This is a genomic window from Arthrobacter subterraneus, from assembly GCF_900099735.1.
Lineage (GTDB): Bacteria > Actinomycetota > Actinomycetes > Actinomycetales > Micrococcaceae > Arthrobacter_D > Arthrobacter_D subterraneus.
Window position 1 is genome coordinate 159603 of the sequence record NZ_FNDT01000003.1, and the last position, 23875, is coordinate 183477.

21 protein-coding genes are annotated in these 23875 nt (G+C 65.5%); 4 read left to right on the forward strand and 17 right to left on the reverse strand.

Annotated elements, in window-relative coordinates; genetic code table 11:
* Nucleotides 1-36 precede the first annotated feature (36 nt).
* Complete coding sequence (locus tag BLS52_RS05625; RefSeq protein WP_026545847.1) at nt 37-708, forward strand: TetR/AcrR family transcriptional regulator; 672 nt, start codon at nt 37-39, stop codon at nt 706-708.
* Between the two features lie 368 nt (nt 709-1076).
* Here BLS52_RS05625 and BLS52_RS05630 read toward each other — a convergent pair whose 3' ends face one another.
* The 4 genes from BLS52_RS05630 to BLS52_RS05645 form a co-directional block, all read right to left on the reverse strand.
* Nucleotides 1077-2414, reverse strand: a complete 1338-nt coding sequence (locus BLS52_RS05630) for an MFS transporter (protein ID WP_026545848.1) — start codon at nt 2412-2414, stop codon at nt 1077-1079.
* Between the two features lie 168 nt (nt 2415-2582).
* Nucleotides 2583-3902, reverse strand: coding sequence for an MFS transporter (locus BLS52_RS05635; protein WP_090585042.1), 1320 nt, complete (start codon nt 3900-3902; stop codon nt 2583-2585).
* 72 nt (nt 3903-3974) lie between these two features.
* Entirely contained in the window at nt 3975-7229 is a 3255-nt protein-coding gene (locus BLS52_RS05640) for an AAA family ATPase (protein ID WP_090585044.1), read from the reverse strand.
* A complete protein-coding gene (locus BLS52_RS05645) occupies nt 7226-8398 on the reverse strand; it encodes an exonuclease SbcCD subunit D (protein WP_090585046.1) in 1173 nt (390 codons plus the stop codon). Before BLS52_RS05645 ends, BLS52_RS05640 begins: the two co-directional genes overlap by 4 nt.
* Before the next feature lie 129 nt (nt 8399-8527).
* Between BLS52_RS05645 and BLS52_RS05650 the strand changes: the two genes are divergently transcribed.
* Nucleotides 8528-9475 carry an ADP-ribosylglycohydrolase family protein gene (locus tag BLS52_RS05650; RefSeq protein WP_139186226.1) on the forward strand — a complete coding sequence of 316 codons (948 nt, stop codon included), beginning with the start codon at nt 8528-8530 and terminating at the stop codon, nt 9473-9475.
* 7 nt (nt 9476-9482) lie between these two features.
* Here the strand turns inward: BLS52_RS05650 and BLS52_RS05655 are convergent, their stop codons facing one another.
* The 8 genes from BLS52_RS05655 to clpS form a co-directional block, all read right to left on the reverse strand.
* A complete protein-coding gene (locus BLS52_RS05655; RefSeq protein WP_090585050.1) occupies nt 9483-10472 on the reverse strand; it encodes a 3'-5' exonuclease in 990 nt (329 codons plus the stop codon).
* Between the two features lie 121 nt (nt 10473-10593).
* Nucleotides 10594-11265 carry a DedA family protein gene (locus BLS52_RS05660; RefSeq protein ID WP_090585052.1) on the reverse strand — a complete coding sequence of 224 codons (672 nt, stop codon included), beginning with the start codon at nt 11263-11265 and terminating at the stop codon, nt 10594-10596.
* A 178-nt stretch (nt 11266-11443) separates the two neighbouring features.
* A complete protein-coding gene (gene rdgB, locus BLS52_RS05665; RefSeq protein ID WP_026545853.1) occupies nt 11444-12079 on the reverse strand; it encodes an RdgB/HAM1 family non-canonical purine NTP pyrophosphatase in 636 nt (211 codons plus the stop codon).
* On the reverse strand, nt 12072-12869 hold the full coding sequence (rph, locus tag BLS52_RS05670) for a ribonuclease PH (protein ID WP_035779420.1): 798 nt from the start codon (nt 12867-12869) through the stop codon (nt 12072-12074). Before rph ends, rdgB begins: the two co-directional genes overlap by 8 nt.
* A gap of 138 nt (nt 12870-13007) precedes the next feature.
* Nucleotides 13008-13799: an MBL fold metallo-hydrolase gene (locus tag BLS52_RS05675; protein WP_090585054.1), complete on the reverse strand. Its 792-nt coding sequence runs from the start codon at nt 13797-13799 to the stop codon at nt 13008-13010.
* Nucleotides 13796-14752: a glutamate racemase gene (murI, locus tag BLS52_RS05680; RefSeq protein ID WP_090585056.1), complete on the reverse strand. Its 957-nt coding sequence runs from the start codon at nt 14750-14752 to the stop codon at nt 13796-13798. Before murI ends, BLS52_RS05675 begins: the two co-directional genes overlap by 4 nt.
* A 103-nt stretch (nt 14753-14855) precedes the next feature.
* Nucleotides 14856-15422, reverse strand: coding sequence for a DUF2017 domain-containing protein (locus tag BLS52_RS05685; RefSeq protein WP_090585058.1), 567 nt, complete (start codon nt 15420-15422; stop codon nt 14856-14858).
* 9 nt (nt 15423-15431) lie between these two features.
* Complete coding sequence (gene clpS, locus BLS52_RS05690) at nt 15432-15737, reverse strand: ATP-dependent Clp protease adapter ClpS (protein WP_026545858.1); 306 nt, start codon at nt 15735-15737, stop codon at nt 15432-15434.
* An 84-nt stretch (nt 15738-15821) separates the two neighbouring features.
* Here clpS and BLS52_RS05695 point away from each other — a divergent pair, with 84 nt between their 5' ends.
* Nucleotides 15822-17153 (forward strand): nicotinate phosphoribosyltransferase, encoded by a 1332-nt coding sequence (locus BLS52_RS05695; RefSeq protein ID WP_090585060.1) that lies wholly within the window; start codon nt 15822-15824, stop codon nt 17151-17153.
* Nucleotides 17150-17773 carry an isochorismatase family protein gene (locus BLS52_RS05700; protein WP_026545860.1) on the forward strand — a complete coding sequence of 208 codons (624 nt, stop codon included), beginning with the start codon at nt 17150-17152 and terminating at the stop codon, nt 17771-17773. The genes BLS52_RS05695 and BLS52_RS05700 overlap by 4 nt, the downstream gene beginning before the upstream one ends.
* 87 nt (nt 17774-17860) lie before the next feature.
* On the opposite strand, the gene BLS52_RS05705 is transcribed toward BLS52_RS05700, so the two are convergent.
* The 5 genes from BLS52_RS05705 to BLS52_RS05725 all read right to left on the reverse strand — a co-directional run bounded on the left by BLS52_RS05705 (nt 17861) and on the right by BLS52_RS05725 (nt 23850).
* Nucleotides 17861-19639, reverse strand: coding sequence for a DEAD/DEAH box helicase (locus BLS52_RS05705; protein WP_090585062.1), 1779 nt, complete (start codon nt 19637-19639; stop codon nt 17861-17863).
* Entirely contained in the window at nt 19636-21087 is a 1452-nt protein-coding gene (locus tag BLS52_RS05710) for an MFS transporter (protein WP_175460098.1), read from the reverse strand. Before BLS52_RS05710 ends, BLS52_RS05705 begins: the two co-directional genes overlap by 4 nt.
* Before the next feature lie 63 nt (nt 21088-21150).
* Nucleotides 21151-21447 carry a DUF3039 domain-containing protein gene (locus BLS52_RS05715; protein ID WP_026545862.1) on the reverse strand — a complete coding sequence of 99 codons (297 nt, stop codon included), beginning with the start codon at nt 21445-21447 and terminating at the stop codon, nt 21151-21153.
* Between the two features lie 40 nt (nt 21448-21487).
* On the reverse strand, nt 21488-23059 hold the full coding sequence (locus BLS52_RS05720) for a transporter (protein ID WP_090585066.1): 1572 nt from the start codon (nt 23057-23059) through the stop codon (nt 21488-21490).
* Entirely contained in the window at nt 23041-23850 is an 810-nt protein-coding gene (locus BLS52_RS05725; RefSeq protein ID WP_051470843.1) for an ABC transporter ATP-binding protein, read from the reverse strand. Before BLS52_RS05725 ends, BLS52_RS05720 begins: the two co-directional genes overlap by 19 nt.
* Between the last annotated feature and the right edge of the window lie 25 nt (nt 23851-23875).

Sequence of the window (23875 nt, forward strand, 5' to 3'; positions counted from 1 at the left end):
CTGGCCCGTATCGGGGAGGAAGCAGGCTACAGACGCATGGTCAGTGCAACAGGATCATCCCGGCGCTCCGCCGGCAGGCCACTGAACCGGGTTCTGTCCCAGGAAGCGATCACCCGGGCGGCGCTGGGGCTGATCGAATCCGGCGGGTACGAGGGGCTCACCATGTCCTCCCTCGCCCGTGCTCTGAAGGTAGCGCCGTCGTCGTTGTATAACCATGTGGAATCCAAGGGCGACGTGCTCATCCTTATCCAGGACCACGTCATGAAGCAGGTGGATGTGTCCGGATTCGGGACCGAGCCCTGGGAGCCGGCGGTTCGACGGTTCGCCTGGTCCTACCGGGATGTGTTCACGCGCCATACTCCCCTCATTCCGGTGATCGCTGTCTTGCCGGTAAGCGGAGCGCCACAGACTCTGGCGGTATATGAGGCCGTCACCCGCGGATTTGAGGAGGCAGGGTGGCCTGAACCGCTGATAGTTCCGGCGATTATTGCGCTGGAGTCGTTCATCTTCGGCTCTGCATTCGATGCCACGGCACCTGAGAGCATCTTCGACTCGGGACAACTGGCAGGAAGCTATCCGCGCTTCACCGCTGCAGTGGCGGCTCAGAGAGCGGCAGCGGGCAAACCGCAGGCCGACGTAGCATTCGGGCTGGGGCTCGATTCCCTCCTCCTCGGGCTTAAGGCCCGGATGGAAGACGCCCGCAGTTAGTTGTATCGGCTGGGCCTCTCACCTCGGCTCACCGACTGCACACAAGAAAGAAACTGCACACAAGAAAGACCGGCTCGCGGGGCTGGGGGAACCCAAGGCGAACCGGTCTTTCTCGATACCGGACCCGTCAGTCCGGGGGCGGGCCCCTCGTACAAGGCCCGTCTTGCAGTTCAGTGTAGGTTCGGCTTCCGTCCGCATGCCATGGGGAGAACTACCCATGGCACTATCCATATCCCTGTGCCGCGCTATCCCTGTGCCGCGCTCCGGGGTTGCCGCCGCGCCGTCACCCACGAGTCCTGACAGCACAAAGGCCGCCCCACCTGCGCTCCGTGACGATTCGGGAGAGAAGGTGGAGCGGCCTCGGGCGGCTACTTCGCCTGGCTGTGGCTTTCATTTACGCGCAGGGGCACGCCACGGGTCTCTTTGACCAGGGTGACACCGACGAAGGAAACGACGCACAGGCCCATGATGTAGAAGCCGATGGACAGCGAGGAACCGGTACTGCTCAACAGCGCTTCCGCAATCAGCGGCGCGAAGGCACCGCCGAGGATGGCGCCGAGCGCGTACCCGATCCCGATGCCGGAGTACCGCACATTGGCCGGGAACATCTCGGCATACATCGCCGACATCGGTCCATAGGACAGCCCGAGGCCGATGGTCAGGACGAACAGTGCCACTCCGTACGCGAAGATGTTCCGGGTGTCGATCATCAGGAACAGCGGGATCATCCAGACAAAGACGAGGGCATAACCGATCTGGAAGGTCCGTACGCGGCCAATGCGGTCAGAAAGAATTCCGCCGTACATGGTGAAGATGAGCCAACCGAACGAGGCAAGCAGGGTAGCAAACAGGACGGGGCCGCCCGGCATGCCGAGCGTGCGCTGGGCGTAGGCAGAGAAGAATGCGATCAGGAGATAGCCGGCCGCGTTGTTCGCGATGAAGATCGCGGCAGTCAGTATGACCTGCTTGCTGCTGTGCTTGAAGAGCTCCTTGAGCGGAACCGACGACTCGAGCTTGCGCTCGGTCATCTCCTTGAAGACCGGGCTTTCTGCCACGGCCTTGCGGATGAAGTACCCGACGACGATCAGCACAACGGAGAGGAGGAACGGAACACGCCATCCCCAGGTCAGGAACGCTTCCTCGGACATGGACGAACGCAACAGGAAGAGCACCAGCGTTGCGATGATCATGCCGACGGGAACACCGATCTGCGGATACGCTCCCCAGAATCCGCGCTTGTTCACGGGTGCATGCTCAACCGCCATGAGAGCCGCACCGCCCCACTCACCACCGGCAGAGAAACCCTGCAGGATGCGCAGCACCATCAGAAGAATCGGGGCCGCAACACCGATCTGCTCGTAGCTGGGCAGGAGACCGATCAGCGCAGTGGCCGAACCCATCAGGACGAGAGTGAACACGAGCATGGCCTTGCGCCCGATGCGGTCACCAAGGTGTCCTGCCACTACTGCGCCGAGCGGCCGGAAGAAGAAGCTGATGCCGATGGTGGCCCAGGCCACCAGCTGGGCCAGCCCCGGGCTTTCGTCATTGAGCGGCGCAAAGTAGAGCTGGGCGAAGACGAGGCCTGCGGCCTGCGCGAAGATGAAGAAGTCGTACCACTCGATAGTGGTACCAACCATGGTTCCGGCGACGACCTTGCGGTCTTCCCGGGACATACGCTGCCGTGGGGCAGCCGTTGAAGACGTCATTGTTACTCCAGGTGGACGGACGAGATTACTGACAGAACGTTCGGTAACTATGTTTTAGATCATACTCGAAGCAGGGCACCCAGCGCACCGTGTTTCATTTCGAACCCCTAACGGCGATTTCAGCCCATTTCGGCCGCGCGATCGAGGAAAAACTGCCCCGCGTACCCCTCAGCGGCGTCGCAGCACGGCAGTCGACACGAAGCCCAGCAGCAGCAGCACGACGGCGGCAGCAACCGGAACCATCAGGGCGTTTTGCACGCCGGCCTCCGCCAGTGTCCCTGCAAGCGAGGCCCCCAGTGCCGTGCCCGCCACAATCCCGCTGGCGAGCAGGGTCATCACGGTGCCGACCAGATGTTGGGGGGCAACCAGCGAGCCGACACTGAAGATTGTCACCATGGTTGGTCCAACCGGTAGGCCGAGAATCAGCAACGCCGCCAGCATGAGCGGGATGTCGGATGCGAAAAGCGGCAGGCACGCCGCAGCGCTCATGGCCGCTGCTGAGACAACCCAGCGCAGCGGATGGCGGAAGCCCTGCGGCCAGTACGCAACGGACAGGGCTGTCAGCGCGGAGCTGACGCCCATCACCGCATAGAGCAGTCCCGCGGCCGTTTCCACGCCGAAGCCGCCGGCAAAGGCGATCAGAGCGGTCTGGGTGGAGCCGAAGAACGTCCCCATCATGACCATTCCGAGTACCGGCAACGAGATGAGAAACGCGGTGCGCCGCATCCCGCGGACTGCTGCGCCGGAGGGGACTCCGGTCCGTGGTCGCCGCCGCAGTGGTATCACCGAGCGCTCGGTGGGGTGGACGGCGAAGCCCGATACGAACGTGATGGTCAGCAGCGCCGCAAGCGCGAGCGGCAGCCACGGCGCGATCAGGCTTGCCAGGAGCCCGACCAGCGCAGGGCCAAGAACGAAGGTCAACTCGTCAGCCGTGCTCTCATAGGACAGCGCGGTGTCAAGGTCCGCCGGGCGCTTGTTCCGCGTCAGCGCCATCCAGCGGACCCGCGCCAGGGGACCGATCTGCGGACAGGTTGCTCCCATGAGGAAGGCAGCCGCCAGGGTGGGCAGAAGTCCCGCTCCGGTGCCGGCCAGGCCGCTGACCATGAGCAGTGCAACGATGGCCATGGTGTTCAGGAGCGCCGCGAGCAGGAGGACCGGACGCTGGCCGTACCGGTCTGCAAGGAAGCCGAGCACCGGTGCGCCAAGCGCGGAACCGATACCGACGGCGCCGGCAGCGAAACCGCCGGAGGCGTAGGAATTGGTGGCGGCAGTGACCAGGGTGAGCGCTCCGACTGTGAGCATCGCCAGAGGCAGCCGCGCTACGAAGCCCAGGGGAAGAAAGCCTGCTCCGGCGATTTCAGGAAGGCGGCCGAAACGCCCACGGTTGCTCAGCGGCTCCGGGCTCCCGGGAATGGACTTGGGATCCGGAGGGGTTGTCGAAGAAACGTCGCAAGGAAGGGTGCTGTATTCAGAGGATGATGTTGCCATGTGCTTTCCGGGTACATCGAAGCGCGCATCGTCCCTCCTCCCGATGCGCCCAACCCGGTAACAGCTGCGATTTTACACTCGTTCAAGCTGATTCACGAAGCGCACCGACGAGCCCGTCCGGCCCTTGGAGACGTGCAGTTGCGCCGGTATTCGCTGCTTCAACTCGGCGACGTGGCTGACCAGCCCCACCACACGGCCCCCGTCCCGAAGATTCTCAAGCGCATCCATCACCTGTTCAAGAGACTGCTCATCGAGGCTGCCGAAGCCTTCGTCAACAAAGAGCGTCTCGATGTCCAGTCCGCCCGACTCCTGCTGCACCACGTCGGCCAGTCCAAGAGCGAGTGCGAGGGACGCCATGAACGACTCGCCTCCGGAAAGTGTTGCGGTGTCACGGCGCATGCCCGTCCAGCTGTCGATGACATTCAAACCAAGCCCGGATTTCCGGTTACCCGACCGGGAGTCGCTGTGGACCAGGGAGTACCTGCCGTCCGACATGTGCTGCAGCCGTTCGGTGGCCGCCTCGGCCACCTGTTCCAGCCGGGCAGCGAGGACATAAGTGGCAAGGCTCATCCGGTACAGGTTCTCACCGTTGCCCCGGACGGTGTCAGCGACAGACCTGGCAAGCCGGTATGCCTGCCGCAACGGCACCAGCCTGTCGTCAAGCGCGGCTACCCGGTCTGCATAGGAACCCATCTGCACCACCGACTGTTCCAGTAGCCCCACCTCGAGCACCGCCCGCTCGAGCTGCACCCTTACACTCTCCTCGGCCCGGGCAGCAGCGGCGATTTCGTCTTCTTCGGGAATTGGTTCGCCGTTCTTTTCCGAAGCGGCTGCCGCAACATTCTCTGGACGTTCCAGGTCCCGTTCTATGCGGTGGGCAGCGTGCTCGGCCTCCCGGATGCGCTGCTCCATCGCCTCCACCCGGCTGTCATCCAGCAGGGCCTGCCGAACAGTGTCCGGCGAAGCGAACTCGGTTGCTGCCAGCTGCAATGTCAGCGCGTGTTCAGCTTTCTCCAGACGCGCCGCTGCCTGTTGCCACGCGGACAGGGCAGCGCAGACCGCGCCGACGCGTTGTGCGGTCCCTTCGAGTTGTGCCACTTTCTCCGCGACTGTGGCGTACCTGCCGCGCACCGACTCCAGCCGGGCAAGCAGTGCCGTGTGCTGCTCCTCCAAGGCGGAGAGCAGCGAAGAGAACTCTGCCTCGCTTCGGACGGCTTCGGCCTGCTGCTCACGCACACCGGCGAGCGCCGCCTCTGCCGTTGCTTTCCTGGCGAGGAGTTCCGCCGAGGCGCGGACCGCCGCCTCTGCCTCTCCGCGTTCCTCCTCCAGGGAGGCGAGCGCGGCGCGCACCGTCCCGGCCGGCGTATCCCCGCTTCGGGCGCGCAACCCTGCGGCCTGAAGCGCTGCAGCGTCCCGCACCGCGGTGGTATCCCGGAAACTGCGCTCTGCTTCATCCTGGTGCGCACGGGCGGACTCCTCATCCTCCCGGGTCACCAACCCCTGCGTTCCGGCGGTTGCCGGCGCAGGGTGCTCCTGGCTTCCGCACACCGGACAGGGCTCCCCCGGGCTCAGCCGCGCTGCAAGCTCGGCAGCAGTCTGCTCAAGGCGTAACTGAAGTTTCTGCAACCAGTCTTCCTTGGCCGCCAGAAACAGCGCACGCTGGGAATCCTGGCGCTCATCCAGCTCCCGCAGTGACCGCTCCGCCCGGTCTGCCTGCGCAAGCAGGTCCAACTGTGCGGCTGTCTCGGCACATGCTGATGCCAGCTCCGCCGCACGGGCGCCCGCCGCTTCCGTTGTCTCGATCCGTGCTGAGAGGTCGCTCAGCTCCTCCTCGAGCCGCTGCTGCCGGGTGCTGTACCGATCCAGCTCTGCGGTCTTCACCTCACTGCGCTGCACAGTGATCCTGATCCGGTCTTCCAGACGGACAAGATCTTGCTCCGTCGGCAGAGCCGCACGCGCCTCTGCGAGCCGTTCGCGGAGGGCCTCGTGTGCACTGTCGAAAGCGTCTCCTGACACCTCGACGTCCAACGTGAGAAGGTCAGGGATCTCCTGCCGGGCGGCAGGATCGGCCTGCAGCTGGCCGTTCAGTGAATGCATCTTATCCCGGGTGCTGCGCGCCTGATCCGCTGCCTCGTCACGCGTCTGGAGAGGACCCTGCAGGATCTGCGCGCGCCTGTGATTCTCAAGCAGTTCCCGCAGTGCACCCGCCTCAGCGAGGGCGATCTGATTTTCCGCAACCTCTGCCGCCAGCCGGCGGAAGGCCAGACGGTCCCGCCGTTCGGTTTCCAGCCGGGACCGCCGCTTCGCAGCGTTGTCCCGGACAGCCGTCAGCTCCCTGGCGCGGTTCCGCCCTGCCACGACGGCGTTTGTCAGCCGGTCCTGGAGAGCGGCAAGAGCAGACGCCGGATCAGCCTCAGCCTCGCCGGGCGCTGATCCGTCTCCAGTGCCTCGCGCACCACCGGACTGGTCGGTGGAGCCGGGCCGGTCAGTGGGGGCGGACTGGTCGGTGGAGCCGGGCCGGTCAGTGGAGCCGGGTTTTTCAGTGTTGCCCGTCGGACCAGCCGCACTTGCGTGCTCGTCGGAACTGCGCAGCGGACCAGCGGACAGGGGATTTTCCGACAGCGGACCACCGGACAGGGGATCGTCCGACAGGCCATGACGCTCCACCTCTTCAACGGCCCGGGAAAGGAGGTCCTCCAGCTCACTCTCAACCTCCTGTGCGCGCGTGGAAGCGTGAGCGGCACGCTCCGCGAGCAGCTGCTCGACGGCGGAGAAACGGTCGGTCGCAAAGAGCCGCTGCAGGAGCTCACCACGGGCGGCGGCGTCTGACCGGAGAAAAGCCGCAAACTCTCCCTGGGGCAGCATGACCACCCTGGTGAACTGTTCCCGGTTCATGCCGAGCAGAGCCTGCAGTTCCGCTCCCGCTTCATCGTTCCGGGTGGAACGGGTGACCCACTCCCCCGCCACCCGTTCCCGAAGCATGGTTTTCGCTTGCTCGGTGGTGGTTCCGGAACCACGCCGGGACGGCCGGTTCCAGGAAGGATTCCGTGTGACCTCCAGGCGCCGGGAGCCGGCTGAAAACTCGCACACCACCTCCGGCGCAAGCCCCACAGGTGCATGGTCGCTGCGCAACCGTCTGGCGTTCTGGCGGGCGCCGGGTACTGAACCGTACAGCGCGTAGCAGATGGCATCAAGCACACTGGATTTCCCTGCTCCGGTGGGTCCGTTCAGCAGGAACAGGCCCTGTTCCGCCAGGGCATCAAAGTCAATGTGCTGGCGCTCAGCGAACGGGCCGAAAGCCTGTATCTCCAGCCGATGTATTCTCATACGCCGCTCTCTGCAGCCCGCAGCGCATCAATGGTTTCCGCAAAGAGCGCCGCTTCCTCTGCGTTGGCCTTGCGCTGACGTACGTGCTCCAGAAATCCACAGCAGATGGCGGTGTCATCAGCCGCCTGCGCAATCCGTTCGCTGTACGTCCGTTCCTCCCCGGCATTCCGCGACGCGGGCTCAAACGCGAGCACCAGGGTACCGGGGAAACGGGCACGCAGGCGTTCCATCGCGTGCTGCGGGCGCTCGCTGTCGGTCAACGTCACCTGGCACCACGAATTCTCGGCCTCGACGTGCTCTGGAGAAGCCAGAAGCTCTTCTATGGGCCCCCGCAGCACCGCAAGATTCCGCGGCGGCGCCCACTGCACCGGGCGAATCTCATCCACACCACCGGCACCGACATCAATGAGCCAGGCGCCCTTGGACTGACGTGCCTCGGAGAATGAGTAAGCCAGGGGAGAACCCGAATAACGTATACGTTCCTGCAACTGCTGCCGGCCGTGCAGGTGGCCGAGCGCCACGTAGTCGAAACCCTCGAAGAGGTCCAGCGGTACCACTCCCAGGCCTCCCATGCTGAGCTCCCGCTCGCTGTCAGAACTGACCCCACCGCCGGCGAAAGTATGCGCCATGACCACGGAATACAGCGTGCGTGACGGGTCCAGTCCGCGACGCCGACTAACGTCAGCCCGCACCCGGTCCAGCGCCGCCGAGGTCACCGCCGTGTGCGTTGCCGCTTCGCTTCCCAGCTTTTCGGCGACCATGCGCGGCTCCAGATACGGGAGGCCGTAGACGGCGACCTCGGCAGTGTCACCCACCGGAAACACCGCTGGGCGCCCGATGTCTTCCAGCCGCGTGCGGAGGTGCACTCCGCCACGTTCGATCAGTCGGCCACCGAAACCCAGCCGCACCGCTGAATCATGATTTCCGCTGCTGACCACCACGCTGGCTCCGGCGACGGTGAGCCGCTCAAGCGCCTCGTCGAAGAGCTCGACGACGTCAACTGCCGGCAGTGCGCGATCGTAGACATCCCCGGCAATGAGAACCACATCAACGTTCTCCTCACGGACTGTCTTTTCCAGTTGGTCGAGGAAAAGCTGCTGCGCCTCAAGCATTCCGACGCCGTGGAACGAGCGGCCCAGATGCCAGTCCGATGTGTGCAGTAACCTCATGATTCCAAGCTACCGGCCACCTCCGACAGTTTCGGACGGCAACGCCGGACGTACTCGCGAAGGGGTGCCGAACGCGACCGATTGGCGGCGCAGTCCCGGCTGCCCAACCTCACTGCCTACACTGGCCCAGTGACACTTTCCAACAGTTCTCCCGGTGCAGTCCGCAGCAGAATCAACGGTTCCCTCCTTGGAGGTGCCCTCATGGAGGCCGCTGCGGGCTCGCCCGAAGAATTCCATTTCGGCGACGCCGCCCACCTGGCCCTCTATACGGTCGACGGCCTGACCGAGGCACTCGAGTGGGCCAATGACGGCGTTGCCGCCGATGAGGCTGCCTGCCTCTGGCTTGCCTACCTCCGCTGGCTCCGCATCCAGGGTGAGGCACCGCCGTCGTCCGCTCCCTCCCCGCCCGCCCGCTGGCTTGACCGGCAGGATGTCCCGCACCGCCGCAGCCAACCGGACACTGCCACGGTCCGTGCACTCGCCAGCGGCGAGATGGGCAGCAGGCAGCGGCCGCTCGAACGGGACGACGACGGTCCCGGCGCCCTGCAGCGCTCAGCCCCCTTCGGACTGGTTGCCAACGTACCGCCCGAGTGGATCGAGAAGCTGGCACTGGACGCCGCAGCCATCACGCACGGCAACCCGCTGGCACAGATCCCCGCTGCCGTCCTTGCCCGGCTGATACACGGGATCACTTTCAAAGAGCAATCCCTGGAGGACGGAATCTCCGCCGCGGCACAGCATGCGGCAGCGCTGGGATCGACAGACCTGTCCGCGTTACTTCAGTCCCCTGACACTGCCCAGCAGGAACGCGCTGACGCAGCGGGTGTCCTGGGTGAGGCCGTCGGGCTGGTCCTCTCCACGGCAAACGACGACGGCGCAGCCTCCTTCCGTGCACTCCTGACTGCAGGAGGAAAGCTGGAGGGGCCGGCGGCATCGGTTGTCGGCTCGGTTGCCGGTTCGATCGCCGGTGCACTGCACGGAGACCACTCACTGCCTCCGGATGCCCGACAGCGGTTGGCGGGAGCGGACATCGTCGAAGAAGTGGCGGCCGGGTTCGCCTCGGCAATGGGGGTCTAGGGATCTGCTACTGGCTGGCGACGGGCCAGCGCCCGCCGGTCATCTGCAGGAACTCGGCCTCGGAGAGCACCTCGATATTCTGGCCGCGGCTGTGCAGTTCCAGAACACGCCGGGCCTTCCCTGTCACGCGACCGCTGCGGAGATCGGCCGCTACAAACCCGTCGCCGACCACCAGTACCGTGGTTTTCCTGGTCACAGTGCTCGCCGGCTGCGCGCCCAGCACCGCTGCCCGCTGTTTCGCCTGTGGCCGCGGGATCCCTAGGTCACCGGTGAAGACCACTGTCTGTCCGTAGAGCGGATGGGTGGGGTCCGCGGCCGGATTGGGATCCGGGTTCAGCCCCTCGTCCGGCCAGCCCGCCCAGCCGACGGCCGGCCCGCGTTCCAGCGCCGTCCGCGTAGCCTTGGACAGTTCTGAAATCCCTGGTTGATAGGCGTCCAGGCGGGACAACCGGAGACGGTGGCCGGTGACCAGTTCCTGAAGAGTCGATGCCTTTGCACGGCGTGCGATATCCAGCAGGATACCGGCGCACGCCCGAGCGTCCTCGACGGCGTCATGGTGGTTGACGAGCGGCACGCCGGCTGCCTCCGCGACGTAGGGCAGTGAGTAGGAAACAAGGAAGTAGCTGCGGCGGGACAGCAGCACAGTGCAGGCGTAGTCGTAGCCCGGCCCGGCCTGGTTGGAGACCTCAAGTGCGGAGCGGATGACACCCAGGTCAAAGGCCGCGTTGTGAGCCACCAGAACATCGTTCCCGATGAAGGCGCCGATCTCAGGGAAAAGTTCGCCGAACCGCGGCTGATGCGCCACCATGTCCGCGGTGATCCCATGAATGGCAACGTTGCGCGAATCGAAGTGGTCGTGCCCGGCGGGTGGCCGCATGAGCCAGTTCGCTTCGGCTACGATCCGGCCGTCACGGACCTTGGTGAGCCCTACGGCACAGGGCGAACCCCGAAACCCATTGGCAGTCTCGAAGTCGATTGCCGTGAACTCAATTCCCACCCGTTCACGGTATCCGGTGGACGGGCGTACCCCTGTGAGGCTTGCCCGTGTGGCGCGGAAACCGGAAGGGACACCGACCGAGTTGACCGGCCTGAGATCAGCCGGCTGGAAGGCCGCAGCCTCAGGAAGCTTCGCGCTTGCGCCGAACTTTTCGCACCTTGCTCACAATCAGGAATGCCATCACCAGTACGACGGCGACAATCACCAGTTTCTGGAAGATGTCCGCATACTGCTCCACCAGATGCCAGTTCTCCCCCAGGTAGAAGCCTGCAAGCACGAAGATGGAATTCCAGATGAGACTGCCGGCGAGCGTCAGCCCCAAAAACGTCCAGACCGGCATTCGTTCGATGCCTGCAGGAATAGACACCAGGCTCCGGAAGATGGGCACCATGCGCCCGAAGAACACGGCCTTGTAGCCGTGGCGGTTGAACCACGCTTCGACGCTGTCCACATCTTCCAGGTCCACCAGAGGAACTTTGGACACCAGGCGCCGCATCCGGTCCCGCCCGAGCAGCACCCCGAGCATATAGAGGAGATAAGCGCCCACCACGGACCCGGCGGTGGTCCAGAACAGTGCTTCAAAGAGGGTGAAGTCTCCCCGGCTGGCCGTGAATCCTGCCAGTGGAAGGATCACCTCACTCGGCAGGGGCGGGAAGAGATTCTCGAGAGCGATCGCAAGGCCTGCGCCTGGAGCTCCGATCGTTTCCATCAGGGTCACAGCCCAGTCAGCGACCCCTCCGAGGGTGGGTTCATTACCGGTCTGCAGGGGCAGGTAGCTCACATCTCTTCTCATAACCTGGTTAAGTCTGCCCTATCAGCCGGAGCACTCGGACAGCGGGTACGCCCGTGACGAACCGCTGCCGTGTCGGCCGGCGCGCTCGGACAGCGGGTACGCCCGGGATGAACCCCCATGGCAGTCTGGGACGCAAGTCCCCGGCCGGCACTTAAAGCAACCTGCTGACCGGGTACATTCACCGCAACACTTGGAGAATGGCGGGCAGCAGTTCCGCGAACGCCCTGGCCCGGTGGCTGACGGCGTTTTTCTCCTCCGGCGCCAGTTCGGCACAGCTGCGGTCCATGCCGTCAGGCTGGAGCACCGGGTCATAACCAAAACCGTTGTTGCCGCGCGGCTCACTAAGCAGTGTTCCCCTCAGCGCACCATGCCGCACAACTGCGTCCCCGCCCGGAACGGCGAGCGCAGCCGCACACACAAACTGCGCCGCACGCCGGTCCACCGGAATGTCCGCAAGCTGGTTCAGCAACAGCTGAAGGTTGGCTGAGTCATCGCCGTGCCGGCCTGCCCAGCGGGCAGAGAAGATGCCCGGTGCGCCGCCGAGTACATCGACGGCAAGCCCGGAATCATCTGCGACGGCGGGAATGCCGGTCGCCTCAGCGACCGCGCGCGCTTTCAGCAGGGCATTCTCCTCAAAGGTGACGCCGCTTTCGACCACGTCAGGAGCACCTGCTGCAGCGGCGTCGATCACCTGGGTGTCGACGTCGAGCCCTGGCACCCGGTCCCGCAGGAGCGCACGGAATTCGCGCAGCTTTCCCGCGTTCCGGGTGGCAAGGACCAGCCGGGCGGGCTGCTCGGCGGAGGGTTCAGGCACCTGCGGCCTCCCCCAGCGTTTCACGCTGGATCTGCGCAAGCTGGGCCGTGCCAAGCAGAGCGAGGTCAAGCAGCGCGTCCAGCTCGGAGCGGTCGAAGGGAGCACCCTCAGCGGTACCCTGTACCTCCACGAAGCTGCCGCTGCCCGTCACAACCACGTTCATGTCCGTCTCCGCCCGAACATCTTCCACATAGGGAAGGTCGAGCATCGGCACGCCGTCAATGATGCCGACGCTGACCGCCGCTACAGTGTCGGTCAGCGGCCGGGAAGACTGCGCAATGATCTTGTTCTCCTTGGCGTACCGGATAGCCTCGGCGAGCGCCACATAGGCGCCGGTGATCGCGGCAGTCCGGGTGCCGCCGTCGGCCTGCAGCACGTCGCAGTCGAGGACGATGGTGTTCTCGCCGAGGGCGCGCGTATCGATGATCGAACGAAGCGACCTGCCGATGAGGCGCGAAATCTCATGCGTGCGCCCACCGATCCGACCCTTCACCGATTCCCGGTCCGAGCGGGTGTTGGTGGCACGGGGCAGCATGGCGTACTCGGCTGTCACCCAGCCCTTGCCCTCGCCCTTCAGCCACCGGGGAACTCCGGTGGTGAACGATGCGGTGCACAGCACGCGGGTGTTGCCGAACTCGATCAGGGCAGATCCTTCGGCCTGGTTCGACCATCCACGGGTGATGCTGATGTTTCTGAGCTGGTCCGGTGCCCGGCCGTCTGCACGGACAACGGCGCTTCCGATGGACGATGCCGACTCGGATGCAGACACGGAAGATGAGGGGGAAGTCATGGCTCCAGTCTGCCACGAGCCTGTTCCACAGGCGCGATCCGGCGATGTCAGCGGAACGGTGAAACTGCACCCTCACACCTGGTACGAAACCCCGGCAACCGCCACAGCGACGTCAGCGAAACGGTGAAAACGGCACCCTCACACCTGGTACGAAACCCCGGCAACCGCCACAGCGACGTCCCCCGAATAGCTGCTGCGCGCCTCTTCCATGGCCAGAACCGCATCATTCCAGACCGGAAGGTGCGTAAGCAGCAGTCTCCGTGACGCAGCGGCTGAGGCTACGTCACCTGCCCTTTTGCCCGTCAGGTGGACGCCGTGGATCCCGTCATCCCTGCCCTCGTGGAAGGCAGCTTCGCACAGGAAGATGCCGGAACCGGAAGCGGCCTCGATGAGCCCCTCACACGCGTCCGTATCTCCCGAATAGGTCAGCACCCTCTTCCCGCCCGGAGCTTCGGGGTCATCGGCTTCGACCCGGAGGGCGTAGGCCTCCTCCACCGGGTGCAGGACGGGATAGGGGGTGATGGTGAACGGTCCGATCCGCACGGGGGTACGGGGCGACCAGGCGCGGAAGTCGAAGTCCTCATGCATACCCGGCTCGAGCTCCAGACCGTAGGCGGTTGCCATCCGGTCTGCTGTGCCGGCCGGACCCCAGACGGGGATCCGAGGCCTGTTCCAGCCCGCCGGATCCCAGTGCACCGCTACATGAAGGCCGCACAGGTCCATGCAGTGGTCGGGATGGAGGTGGGTCAGCAGGACTGCGTCGATGTCCCGCAGGTCCATGTAACGCTGCAACGCGCCGAGAGATCCGTTGCCAAGGTCAAGGAGGATGCGCCAGGTCCTGCCGTCCTCCTGCACCGTCACGAGGTAACAGGAAGCCGGCGAGTGCGGCCCGGGGAACGAACCGCTGCACCCCACGATGGTGAGCTTCATGAACGGCGGTCTCCGCCGATTCCCGCGTCAGCCCGCGCGGCGGCGATCATCTCAGGCGTGATGCGGGACATGGATCCGGTTGGATACTGGGCCGACACATGGTCCACCTGTTCCACGCTCAGGACTTCGGGGCCGAGGAAGCGCCGGGCCAGCTCTTCGAACCGGGCAGCGTTTCCCGTTGCGACAAAATGGTGCCGCGGCTGGCCCGGCTCCTTGCGCAGCAGATCGTGGGACACGAGGGCGCGGTAGACGTCCTTGGCCGTTTCCTCCGCACTCGAAACCAGGGTCACCGAATCGCCCATGACGTAGGAGATCACTCCAGTCAGCAGCGGGTAGTGCGTGCAGCCGAGAACCAGGGTGTCGACGTCGGCCTCCTGCAGCGGGCGAAGGTACCGGGCAGCGGTTTCCAATACCTCCTGGCCGGCGGTCACACCCGCCTCCACGTAATCGACGAACGCCGGACAGGCGGCGGAGAAGATCTCCAGATGCGGGGCGGCAGCGAAGGTGTCCTCGTAGGCTCTTGACCCCACGGTGGCGCTGGTTCCGATCACGCCCACCCGACCCGACCGGGTCGAGGCGACGGCGCGCCGGACTGCGGGCTGGATGACCTCGATGACCGGGATACCGTAGCGGGCCGTGTAGCGCTCCCTCGCATCACGGAGCACTGCCGCCGATGCCGAGTTACAGGCGATGACCAGAAGCTTGACGCCGGAATCCACCAGTTCATCCATCACGCCGAGCGCGTAGGCCCGAACCTGGGCGATAGGCAGGGGGCCGTACGGGGCGTGCGCGGTGTCTCCCACGTACAGCACCGATTCATGGGGCAACTGGTCGATGACCGCCCGGGCGACGGTAAGGCCACCGACGCCTGAGTCGAAGATGCCTATGGGTGCTTCAGTGGACCTCAAGGCGGCCAGCTCGGCAGCCGCAGAGTCGGCGGAGTCAGAACTCATGATCCTTTGAGGATAGGACCCGGCGCTGCCGTTGGCTAAGCGGAAGCACGTGTCCTTAATCACAGCACCGCTCCAGCGAACCGCGCGGGGCTGCCTCCGGGACCTATTCCTGAACCTCGACAGAAGCCAGCAGCGCCTGCATCAGGCCTTCCTGTACCCAGGTGACGAAGTTGTAGACGAGCGCGAGATAGGACTCAAGATCCTCAGCGTCCTCGAGGTCCGAGATCCCGTGCAGCCTGGCTGCGTCTTCATCCGTCTTGATTTCCAGCCGGTCCGCCAGCACCAGGCGCACATCGTTGAGCGCACGGGCCAGTACCTGGGCCTGATCGGGGTTCAACAGGACCTGCGGATGCTCGAGGAGCAGCGCCGCCGCGCGCAGGGCGCTGACTTTTTCCTCCCGCAGGGAGCGTTCGGTGAGCCGGCGGAATTCCAGCGCACCGTCGTCGTCGTTCCTGACCGCGTCCGGCAGCAATCGGATCACCGCGCTGTCCTCCGGTCTGGTGGCTTCCTGATCCAGGCCCACGAGGGCCGCCAACGGGTCCTCGTTTTCCCGCTTCTCAGGCTCGAGCAGCTGGACCACGTCGGCGAACAGCCGCCGCAGCAGCCTCAGCTCGCCCTGCTCGAACTCACCGGCGATACCCCGACGTGTTTTCCGGAATGCCCTGGCCACTGCCGCCCCCTACGCGTCCGCTGTCTGGAAAGTAGCCCACAGGCCGTAAGAGTGCATCGCCATGGTGTCCTTCTCCGCCTGCTCCCGCGATCCGGTGGAGACAACCGATCTGCCCTGCTCGTGAACCTCCAGCATGAGGGTGCGGGCCTTCGCCTCGCTGTAACCGAAATAGGTCTGGAACACGTAGGTCACGTAACTCATCAGGTTCACCGGGTCATTCCACACAATGACCACCCACGGAACATCGGTCATAGTCAGCGAGTCCTCTTGCGTTTCCTCAGCCTGACGGGTTTCGGGAACAACGCCAACACTCATGGTTCCCATTGTAGGTTGGCGGGCGGCGCCTTCCGTGCCGGAACGGCGGTACTCACACGGTGGCCACGGGGCTAGAGTTTTCATGTGAGCCCACACAGAACCTGGCAGCACCCCAATTCCGCCCTTTACACGGACCACTACGAGTTGACCATGCTGCAGGCGTCCCTGCATTCGGGAGCCGCACACCGCAGGTCGGTCTTCGAAGTATTCACCCGGCGCCTGCCCGAAGGGCGCCGGTACGGCATTGTGGCGGGCACCGGGCGGCTGCTTGAGGGCCTGAAGCACTTCCGCTTCGGGCAGGCGCAGCTGGACGCACTGTCCGCCGCCGGTGTGGTTGACGACTCCACGCTCGGCTGGCTTGCCGACTTCCGCTTCAGCGGGAACATGTGGGGCTACGCCGAGGGCGACGCCTACTTCCCCTCCTCCCCCATCCTGATAGTGGAGGGAACGTTCGCCGAAGCCTGCATCCTGGAGACCTACCTGCTCTCCGTCCTGAACCATGACAGCGCCATCGCCTCCGCCGCGTCACGCATGACAGGTGCCGCGGGTGCCCGCCCCTGCATCGAGATGGGTTCGCGCCGCACACAGGAGGAGTCCGCGGTGGCAGCAGCCCGCGCTGCGATCATCGGCGGTTTCGCCAGCACCTCGAACCTTGAGGCCGGACGCCGCTACGGCCTGCGGACCGTCGGCACGGCAGCGCACTCCTTCACCCTGCTCCATGACTCCGAGCCCGAGGCGTTCGCAGCCCAGGTGGCAGCACTCGGGAAAGGGACTTCCCTGCTGGTGGATACCTACGACGTCGAGCAGGGCGTGCGTAATGCCGTGGCAGCCGGAGGTCCGGATCTCGGCGCGGTGCGGCTCGACTCCGGCGACCTCATCGAGCAGGCCCGGTGGGTGCGGCAGCTCCTGGATGATCTGGGCAACCACCAGACGCGCATTGTGGTCACTTCCGACCTTGATGAGTTCGCCATCGGCCTGCTTGCCGCGGCACCGGTGGACTCCTACGGTGTCGGCACGTCACTCGTGACCGGGTCCGGGGCGCCCACCGCCGGAATGGTCTACAAGCTGGTCAGCCGCACGGACGACGACGGCACCTTTGTTTCGGTGGCAAAGGCGGCCAAGAACAAGGTCTCCGTGGGCGGCCGCAAGTATGCGCTGCGGCGCCTCGACGACTCCGGGACCGCTGTGGCCGAGGTGATCGGGATCGGGAGCAATCCGCACGACGACGGCAACGACCGCCCGCTGCTGCAGCAGTTTGTGCACGACGGCGAGGTGCTCCCCGGCTGGACCGGACCGGAGGGCGTCCAGCGCGCCGTCGAGCGCCACCGGGACACCATGGCGGAGCTGCCCGGATCCGTCATGCGGTTGCAGCGCGGGGAGCCGGCCATCCCCACCGAGTACGAGGAGTCCGCATGACACGCGCACTGATCATCGTCGACGTCCAGAATGATTTCTGTGAGGGAGGCTCGCTCGCGGTCGAAGGCGGTGCCGGGGTTGCCCAGTCGATCAGCGACTACATCGACGCCCAGGGCGACCACTATGACTACATCGTCGCCACCCAGGACTGGCACATCGATCCGGGCTCGCACTTTTCCGACCAGCCCGACTACGTTGACTCCTGGCCGGTGCACTGCGTTGCGGAGCAGCCCGGCGCCCAGTTCCATCCCGACCTCGACACCGAAACGGTGGATGCCGTGTTCCGGAAGGGACAGTACGAGGCGGCGTACTCAGGTTTCGAGGGTGTCCTGGCTCCGGAGGACCAGGTACCGACCGGGGAACAACGACCGGCAATCGGTGTGTCCACCACTGCCGATGACGCCGTCTCGCTCGATGACTGGCTCCGGGACCACGAGGTCGATGAGGTGGCCATTGCCGGCCTGGCGGCCGATTACTGCGTACGGGCTACCGCACTGGATGCAGTGGTGGCCGGATACGCCGTCCGCCTGCTGGTGGACTACACCCGGCCCGTTCACCCCGAGCGCCTCGGCGACGTGCTCGCCGAACTTGAAGACGCCGGGGTCGAACTCATCGACTGACGGACAGCTGGTGCGGAAGCCGCAGACTCCCCCGGATGCGGGTGCGCTGGATCCGGTGAATCACGTGCGCCCGATGGATCCGGTGAATCACGTGCGCCCGATGAACCAGTCCTGAAGCTTCTTCAGCCGCCGCTGGAGCTGTTCCTCGTTGGCCTGCGCCACAGCCGGTCCACCGCATGCCTTGCGCAGTTCAGTGTGGATCACTCCGTGGGGCATGCCTGAACGCGCAGACCACGCCGACACGTTCTTTGCCAGTTGGCCGCGCAATTCGGTCAGCTGCCGGTGGTCGACCACCTGGGGCGCCGCCGGTTCGGAGGCTGCGGCGGGCCTGCGCCGCCGGGACTGCTGTTCCTGCTGCCTTTGCCGGAGCAGCACTCCCACCTGGTCTGCATCGAGCAGGCCCGGAATGCCGAGGAAGTCCAGCTCCTCTTCGCTGCCCATCTCACCGCCGGTGCCGAACTCGCCGCCATCGAACAGTACGCGGTCAAACGATGCCTGCGACTCGAGCGCCTCGAACTTCTGCTTCGTCAGCTCATCGGACGCCTTCTCCGCACGGTTTGCGGCCTCCATCAGCGCCTCTTCGGGCGCAAAGCCGTCCTCGTTGTTGTCCGGACGGTCAAGCGCGTGGTCGCGTTCCAGCTCCAGCTGGTTGGCCAGCGCCATGAGGTTCGGCACGGAGGGCAGGAAGACCGACGCCGTCTCCCCCCGCCGTCGCGCACGGACAAAGCGTCCCACGGCCTGTGCGAAGAAGAGCGGCGTGGCCGTGGAGGTCGCGTACACACCCACTGCCAGACGTGGGACGTCCACACCCTCTGACACCATCCGGACGGCCACCATCCAGCGGGTTTCGCTTGCCGAAAACTCCTCGATCTTCCCGGAGGCCTTCGCATCATCAGACAGGATGACCGTCGGCGACTCCCCGGTGATCTTCTTCAGCCGCCCAGCGTACGCGCGGGCGTCGTCGTGGTCGGTCGCGATGACCAGGCCGCCGGCGTCCGGGACAGTTCGCCGGACCTCGGTGAGGCGGCGGTCCGCGGCGGCCAGCACCGCGGGGATCCACTCGCCGTTCGGATTCAGGGCAGTACGCCAGGCCTGCGCGGTGATGTCCTTGGTGACAGCTGCCTCGCCGAGTGAGGCCGCCATTTCTTCCCCGGCGCTGGTCCGCCACCGCATCTGACCGGAATACGCCATGAAAATCACCGGCCGGACCACATGGTCGCGGAGCGCATCGCCATAGCCGTAGGTGTAGTCGGACCGCGAACGGCGGATACCGTCCGCGTCCTCGGCATACTCCACGAACGGGATCGCAGCGGTATCCGAGCGGAACGGTGTTCCGGTCAACGCCAACCTGCGGATGGCCGGTTCAAACGCCTCACGGATCCCGTCACCCCACGAGAGCGCGTCACCGCCGTGATGGATTTCATCGAGGATGACCAGCGTCTTTGCGCCTTCAGTCTTGGCCCGGTGCAGCATGGGCTTGCTGGCAACCTGGGCATAGGTCACTGCGACGCCGATGAAGCCCTCGCCGTGCCGTCCGTCGGCATTGCGGAAATTCGGGTCGATCGACAGACCTACCCGGGCTGCAGCGTCCGACCACTGCCGCTTCAGGTGATCCGTGGGAGCGACGACGACAATGCGGTTGACAATCCGCCGTTCCACCAGCTCCGTGGCCACCCGCAGGGCGAAGGTGGTCTTGCCCGCGCCCGGCGTTGCGACGGCCAGGAAATCCCGGGGGGAGTCGGCAAAGTACTTGGCGAGTGCTTCTTCCTGCCACTGCCGAAGCTTGGGAGCGGTGCCCCACGCTGCGCGTTCCGGGTACGCGGGAGGGAGAGCCGGGCCGGCACCGAACAGTGCGTGGGTACTCACTCTTGGAACGGCACCTTTCGTGTCTCGGATGTTGCCGGAAGCGGGTCCCGGTCGCCCCGGGTGGCCCTCAACCCGGCCACTATACCGACAACGGCAAAGACGCACAGAGCCAGCCAGATTGCAACAAAGACCGGCACCTGACCCGGCGCTTCCGGGTCCCGCAGCAGGGCGAACAGCCCTCCTGCTCCAGCGGTTCCGATCACCCCGCCCAGCTGGTCCGAGAGCTGCAGCGCCGCCGAATTCCGTCCCTGCTCATGAGGTGGAGACAGCTTCAGCACAAGTACAGACGTGCTCGACAGCGTCAGACCCATGGCGAAGCCCGCCGCACTCCACACCACGACGAGGACCCAGAAGGGAACCTGGGCGGCCGCTGCGAGCGCCAGTCCTCCGATGCACAGCGACAGCAGCGAAGCCCCGATGACAAGCAGCCACTGACGCCGGAAGCTCACCCGCGCCTGGACAAAGGAGCCCGCGCTCCAGCCGATGGCCGCGGCACTCAGGGCAAGGCCCGCCGTCGAGGCACTGAGACCGCGGGCTGACACCAGCATCAGCGGAACAAATGCCTCCGCGCCGAAAAAGGTCACGGTCAGCAGTCCGCGCGTGGCAATGACGCTGGGAAGCCCGGGCGCCAGCCGCACCGTGCCGGCGGGCAGGAGCCGTGGAAACGCTACGGCAGCTGCGGCCGTTCCGGCCACGCCCAGCACCACAAGGAGCCAGGCCGGAACGGGATCCGCGAAGCCGTCGGCGGCAATCCTGGTGAGGGCGAACTGGGCAGCGAACACGCCAGCGGCCAGCAGCAGACCCATCGCCACGCGGCCCCGGGCCGCGCTGTCCAGCGGGCCCCCCTGCCGGGGCACCGCCAGCTGTGCGGTACGCGGCCAGACCAGCAGGAATGCTGCGACAACGACCGGCGCCACACCCAGGAAAACCCAGCGCCAGCTTGCCTGCTCTGCGAGCACCCCGGAGATATACGGCCCGATCAGCGAAGGCACTACCCACGCTGCCGCAAGCCAGCCGAACACTACCGGCTGCATTCGCTGCGGATAGGCCCTGGCGATGATTACATAGACGGCAACGATCATGAACCCGCCGCCGAGGCCGGAGACTGCACGTCCGGAGGTCATGATCCAGAAGGCCGGTGCAGTCCCGGATATGGCGAGCCCGGCCACCATGAGTCCCAGCCCGGATGCGAGCGCCGGACGTGGGCCACGCCGGTCGGACCAGATTCCGCCCAGGACGCTGCCGAGCAGGGAAGCGGTCAGATACATGGAGAAGGCCAACCCGTAGCTGGATACGCCGTCCAGTTCCGCCGCAACGGCGGGCATTGCGGTCACCACGGCCATCGCCTCGAAGGCCGCACAGGTGATGATCGCGATGACTCCGATTGTCAGGGGCCGCAGTGATGCGGACATCGCCCCGCCGCTCGGCACCGCCTCGGGTTGGAACATGGTTTCCTTCCAGGCACAGACAAGCCCGCCGGGCAGGCGGCCCGGCGGACTTGTCATCAGGTGCTAGGAGTCTTCCCCTGAGCGCATTGAGCTGTAGATTTCCTTGCAGGTGGGGCATACCGGAAACTTCTCCGGGTCCCTGCCGGGGGTCCACACCTTGCCGCACAGGGCAATGACGGGCTCTCCGGACAGCGCCGACTCCATGATCTTCTCTTTACGGACGTAGTGGGCGAACCGCTCCCGGTCCCCGGGTTCCACTTCCTCGCGCAGTTCTTCGCGCTCGATGGTGGCCGTGGAGGTTCCGGAGTCGCCCGGCGCTCCGTGGGGGCTGTCGTCAAAGGGATCTGCTGGCGTACTCATGGCTCCATCCTACTGCCGATGCTCCGCGCACAGGCGGGACTCATTTGTTGACAGCCACTGCCTCCAGCAGTTCGGGCCCCCGCTTGTCGTACCACGCCCCGCCGATCCGGATCCCGCCGTAAAAAACAGCAGTCCCGACCACCACTCCCGCGCAGAGTGTCAACCAACCGAATACCGTGCTCCCGGTGGCAAGGTAGGCGATTGCCAGTCCGACCTCCGGCGCGAGGAGGACCATCAGGACTACCCAACCGATGCCCTGGATGGCAAGCATGGAGAAACCGGTTCCGGGGGGTGTCTTGAATGGGCTCTCCCCCGGTAGCGGGACGTTGTAGGTGTAGCGCGCTGACACGACGCTGGCAAAGCCGGTGCCCGTCAGTAGGGTCCCGACGGCCAGCCCGAGCATCATGGGCAGATCGGCCAGTGACCCGCTCAGCCAGAGCGGAGCAATGGTGAAGACGAGCACCACGGGAACCGCAAAGACGAGGAGCGCCGCTGCCCTGCCCGCGCGGTCGGCCCGGCCGCTTACGCCGGCCGACAGGTGCATCCAGAACGCGGTGTTGTCGTAGGAGATATCTGCTGAGATCGACCAGGCAAGCAGGAACGCAGTGACCGGGCCGAGGTAGTTCAGCAGGAAAAACCCTCCGGAATCGCCGCTGATGAACCACAGCAGGATCGGCAGCAGGGGCACAACGAGGATTGACGCTGCGTACCTCGGGTCACGGACCCAGTAGGTTAGCGCGCGGGCGGCGACTGCACCGGCGGGTGTGGCCGGCACACGTGCAAACAGTCCCACGTTGCCGCCCGGCTTGCGGCTCACTGCGTTATACGGCGGGGTGACAAGGGCATGGCTGAGGCTGGCATGCCACAGGTACGTCACTCCGGCGATTGCGCCGAGACCGATACCAAGACGCGCCAGCGCCGTGAGCCCGTCGCCGGCAGCGAGATCGGCCGGTATTGCAACAAAAACTCCGAGCGGCGTCCACGCCAGGATGTTCGCCAGTTCTCCGGCGAATTCAGGGGAATTCCGGAAGCCTGCGGTAACGCCCGCGAAAATGGGCCCGAGAAGGACGAGCGGAATGATTGCCACCATTGAGCTGACATCCCTGAACCGGCGGAAAGATGCAAGGGCCGTGCCAGCCGTCGTCACCAGGCGGGAACCCGCTACGCAGAGCAGGACGGCGCAAACGGCGCAGATCGCCGCCGCGAGCGCGGCAATCGGGTAACGGATCCATGTCAGAGTCAGGGCAAGGAAGGCAATCAGCGTGACGGCACCGGGGATGCCGATCACCCCGCTGAGGGTCAGCCCTGTCATGAGTTGTCGCAGGGGAATCGTGAAGGTGACAAAGCGGGCCGGATCCAGAGTCATATCGACGCCGGAGGCAACCAGCGGGATGACCACCCACCCAAGCACGGCAGCCGAGCCGCCCAGTACCACCACAGTGCGCATCAGTTCCAGGTCGAGGGCTCCGAGCGCTATCAGGCCGGCAACGATCATTCCGAGCAGGCCGAGGCCGTACAACGCACCAAGGATGACTCCGACAAGCTGCCAGGTACTGCGGCGCAGGGAATTGCGCAGTAACAGGAGCTTGAGCTTCAGGAGGTGCGCAACCATGCCAGTCCCGCCCCTGGATTCCTGCCGCCGACAAGCTCGACGAAGCGGTCCTCGAGGGTCGCATCGCCGCGCACATCGTCGACCGTACCGGCCGCCAGAACCGTTCCGGCGGCGATAACCGCGACGTGATCGCACATTCGTTGGACGAGATCCATGACGTGGCTCGACACGATCACCGTCCCGCCACCACTGGCATAGGTGGCAAGGATGTCCCGGATGTTGGCTGCCGATACCGGATCCACTGATTCGAACGGCTCGTCCAGCACCAACAGCCGCGGCGCATGCACAAGGGCCGAGGCCAGGGCAATCTTCTTCGTCATGCCCGCCGAGTAGTCAACAACGAGCGTTCCGGCGTCCTCGACGAGGTCCAGCGCCTCCAGCAGGTCCGACACCCTCACCGCAACCTCCTCCCGGTCCATCCCGCGGAGGAGGCCCGCATAGGTCACCAGTTGCTCTCCGGTCAATCTGTCGAACAGCCTGACGCCATCCGGCAGGATCCCCATCAGCTTCTTGGCCTCCAGCGGCGCCCGCCACACGTCTACTCCATGCACCCATATCTGGCCGTAATCCGGACGCAGCAGTCCGGTTGCCATGGAGAGCGTGGTTGTTTTGCCGGCGCCGTTCGGCCCGACCAGCCCGTAGAAGGACCCCGTCGGAACATCAAGATCGATGCCGTTGACCGCGATCCTGTCGCCGAAGCGCTTTGCCAAGCCGCGCAGGGCCAGCGCCGGCCGCACTCCCGGAGCCTGCGAGCCGCCGGACCGGCCGGACGGTTCCGGCGCAGGCGGCATGGAGGGCAAGGGCTGGGAAGTCATG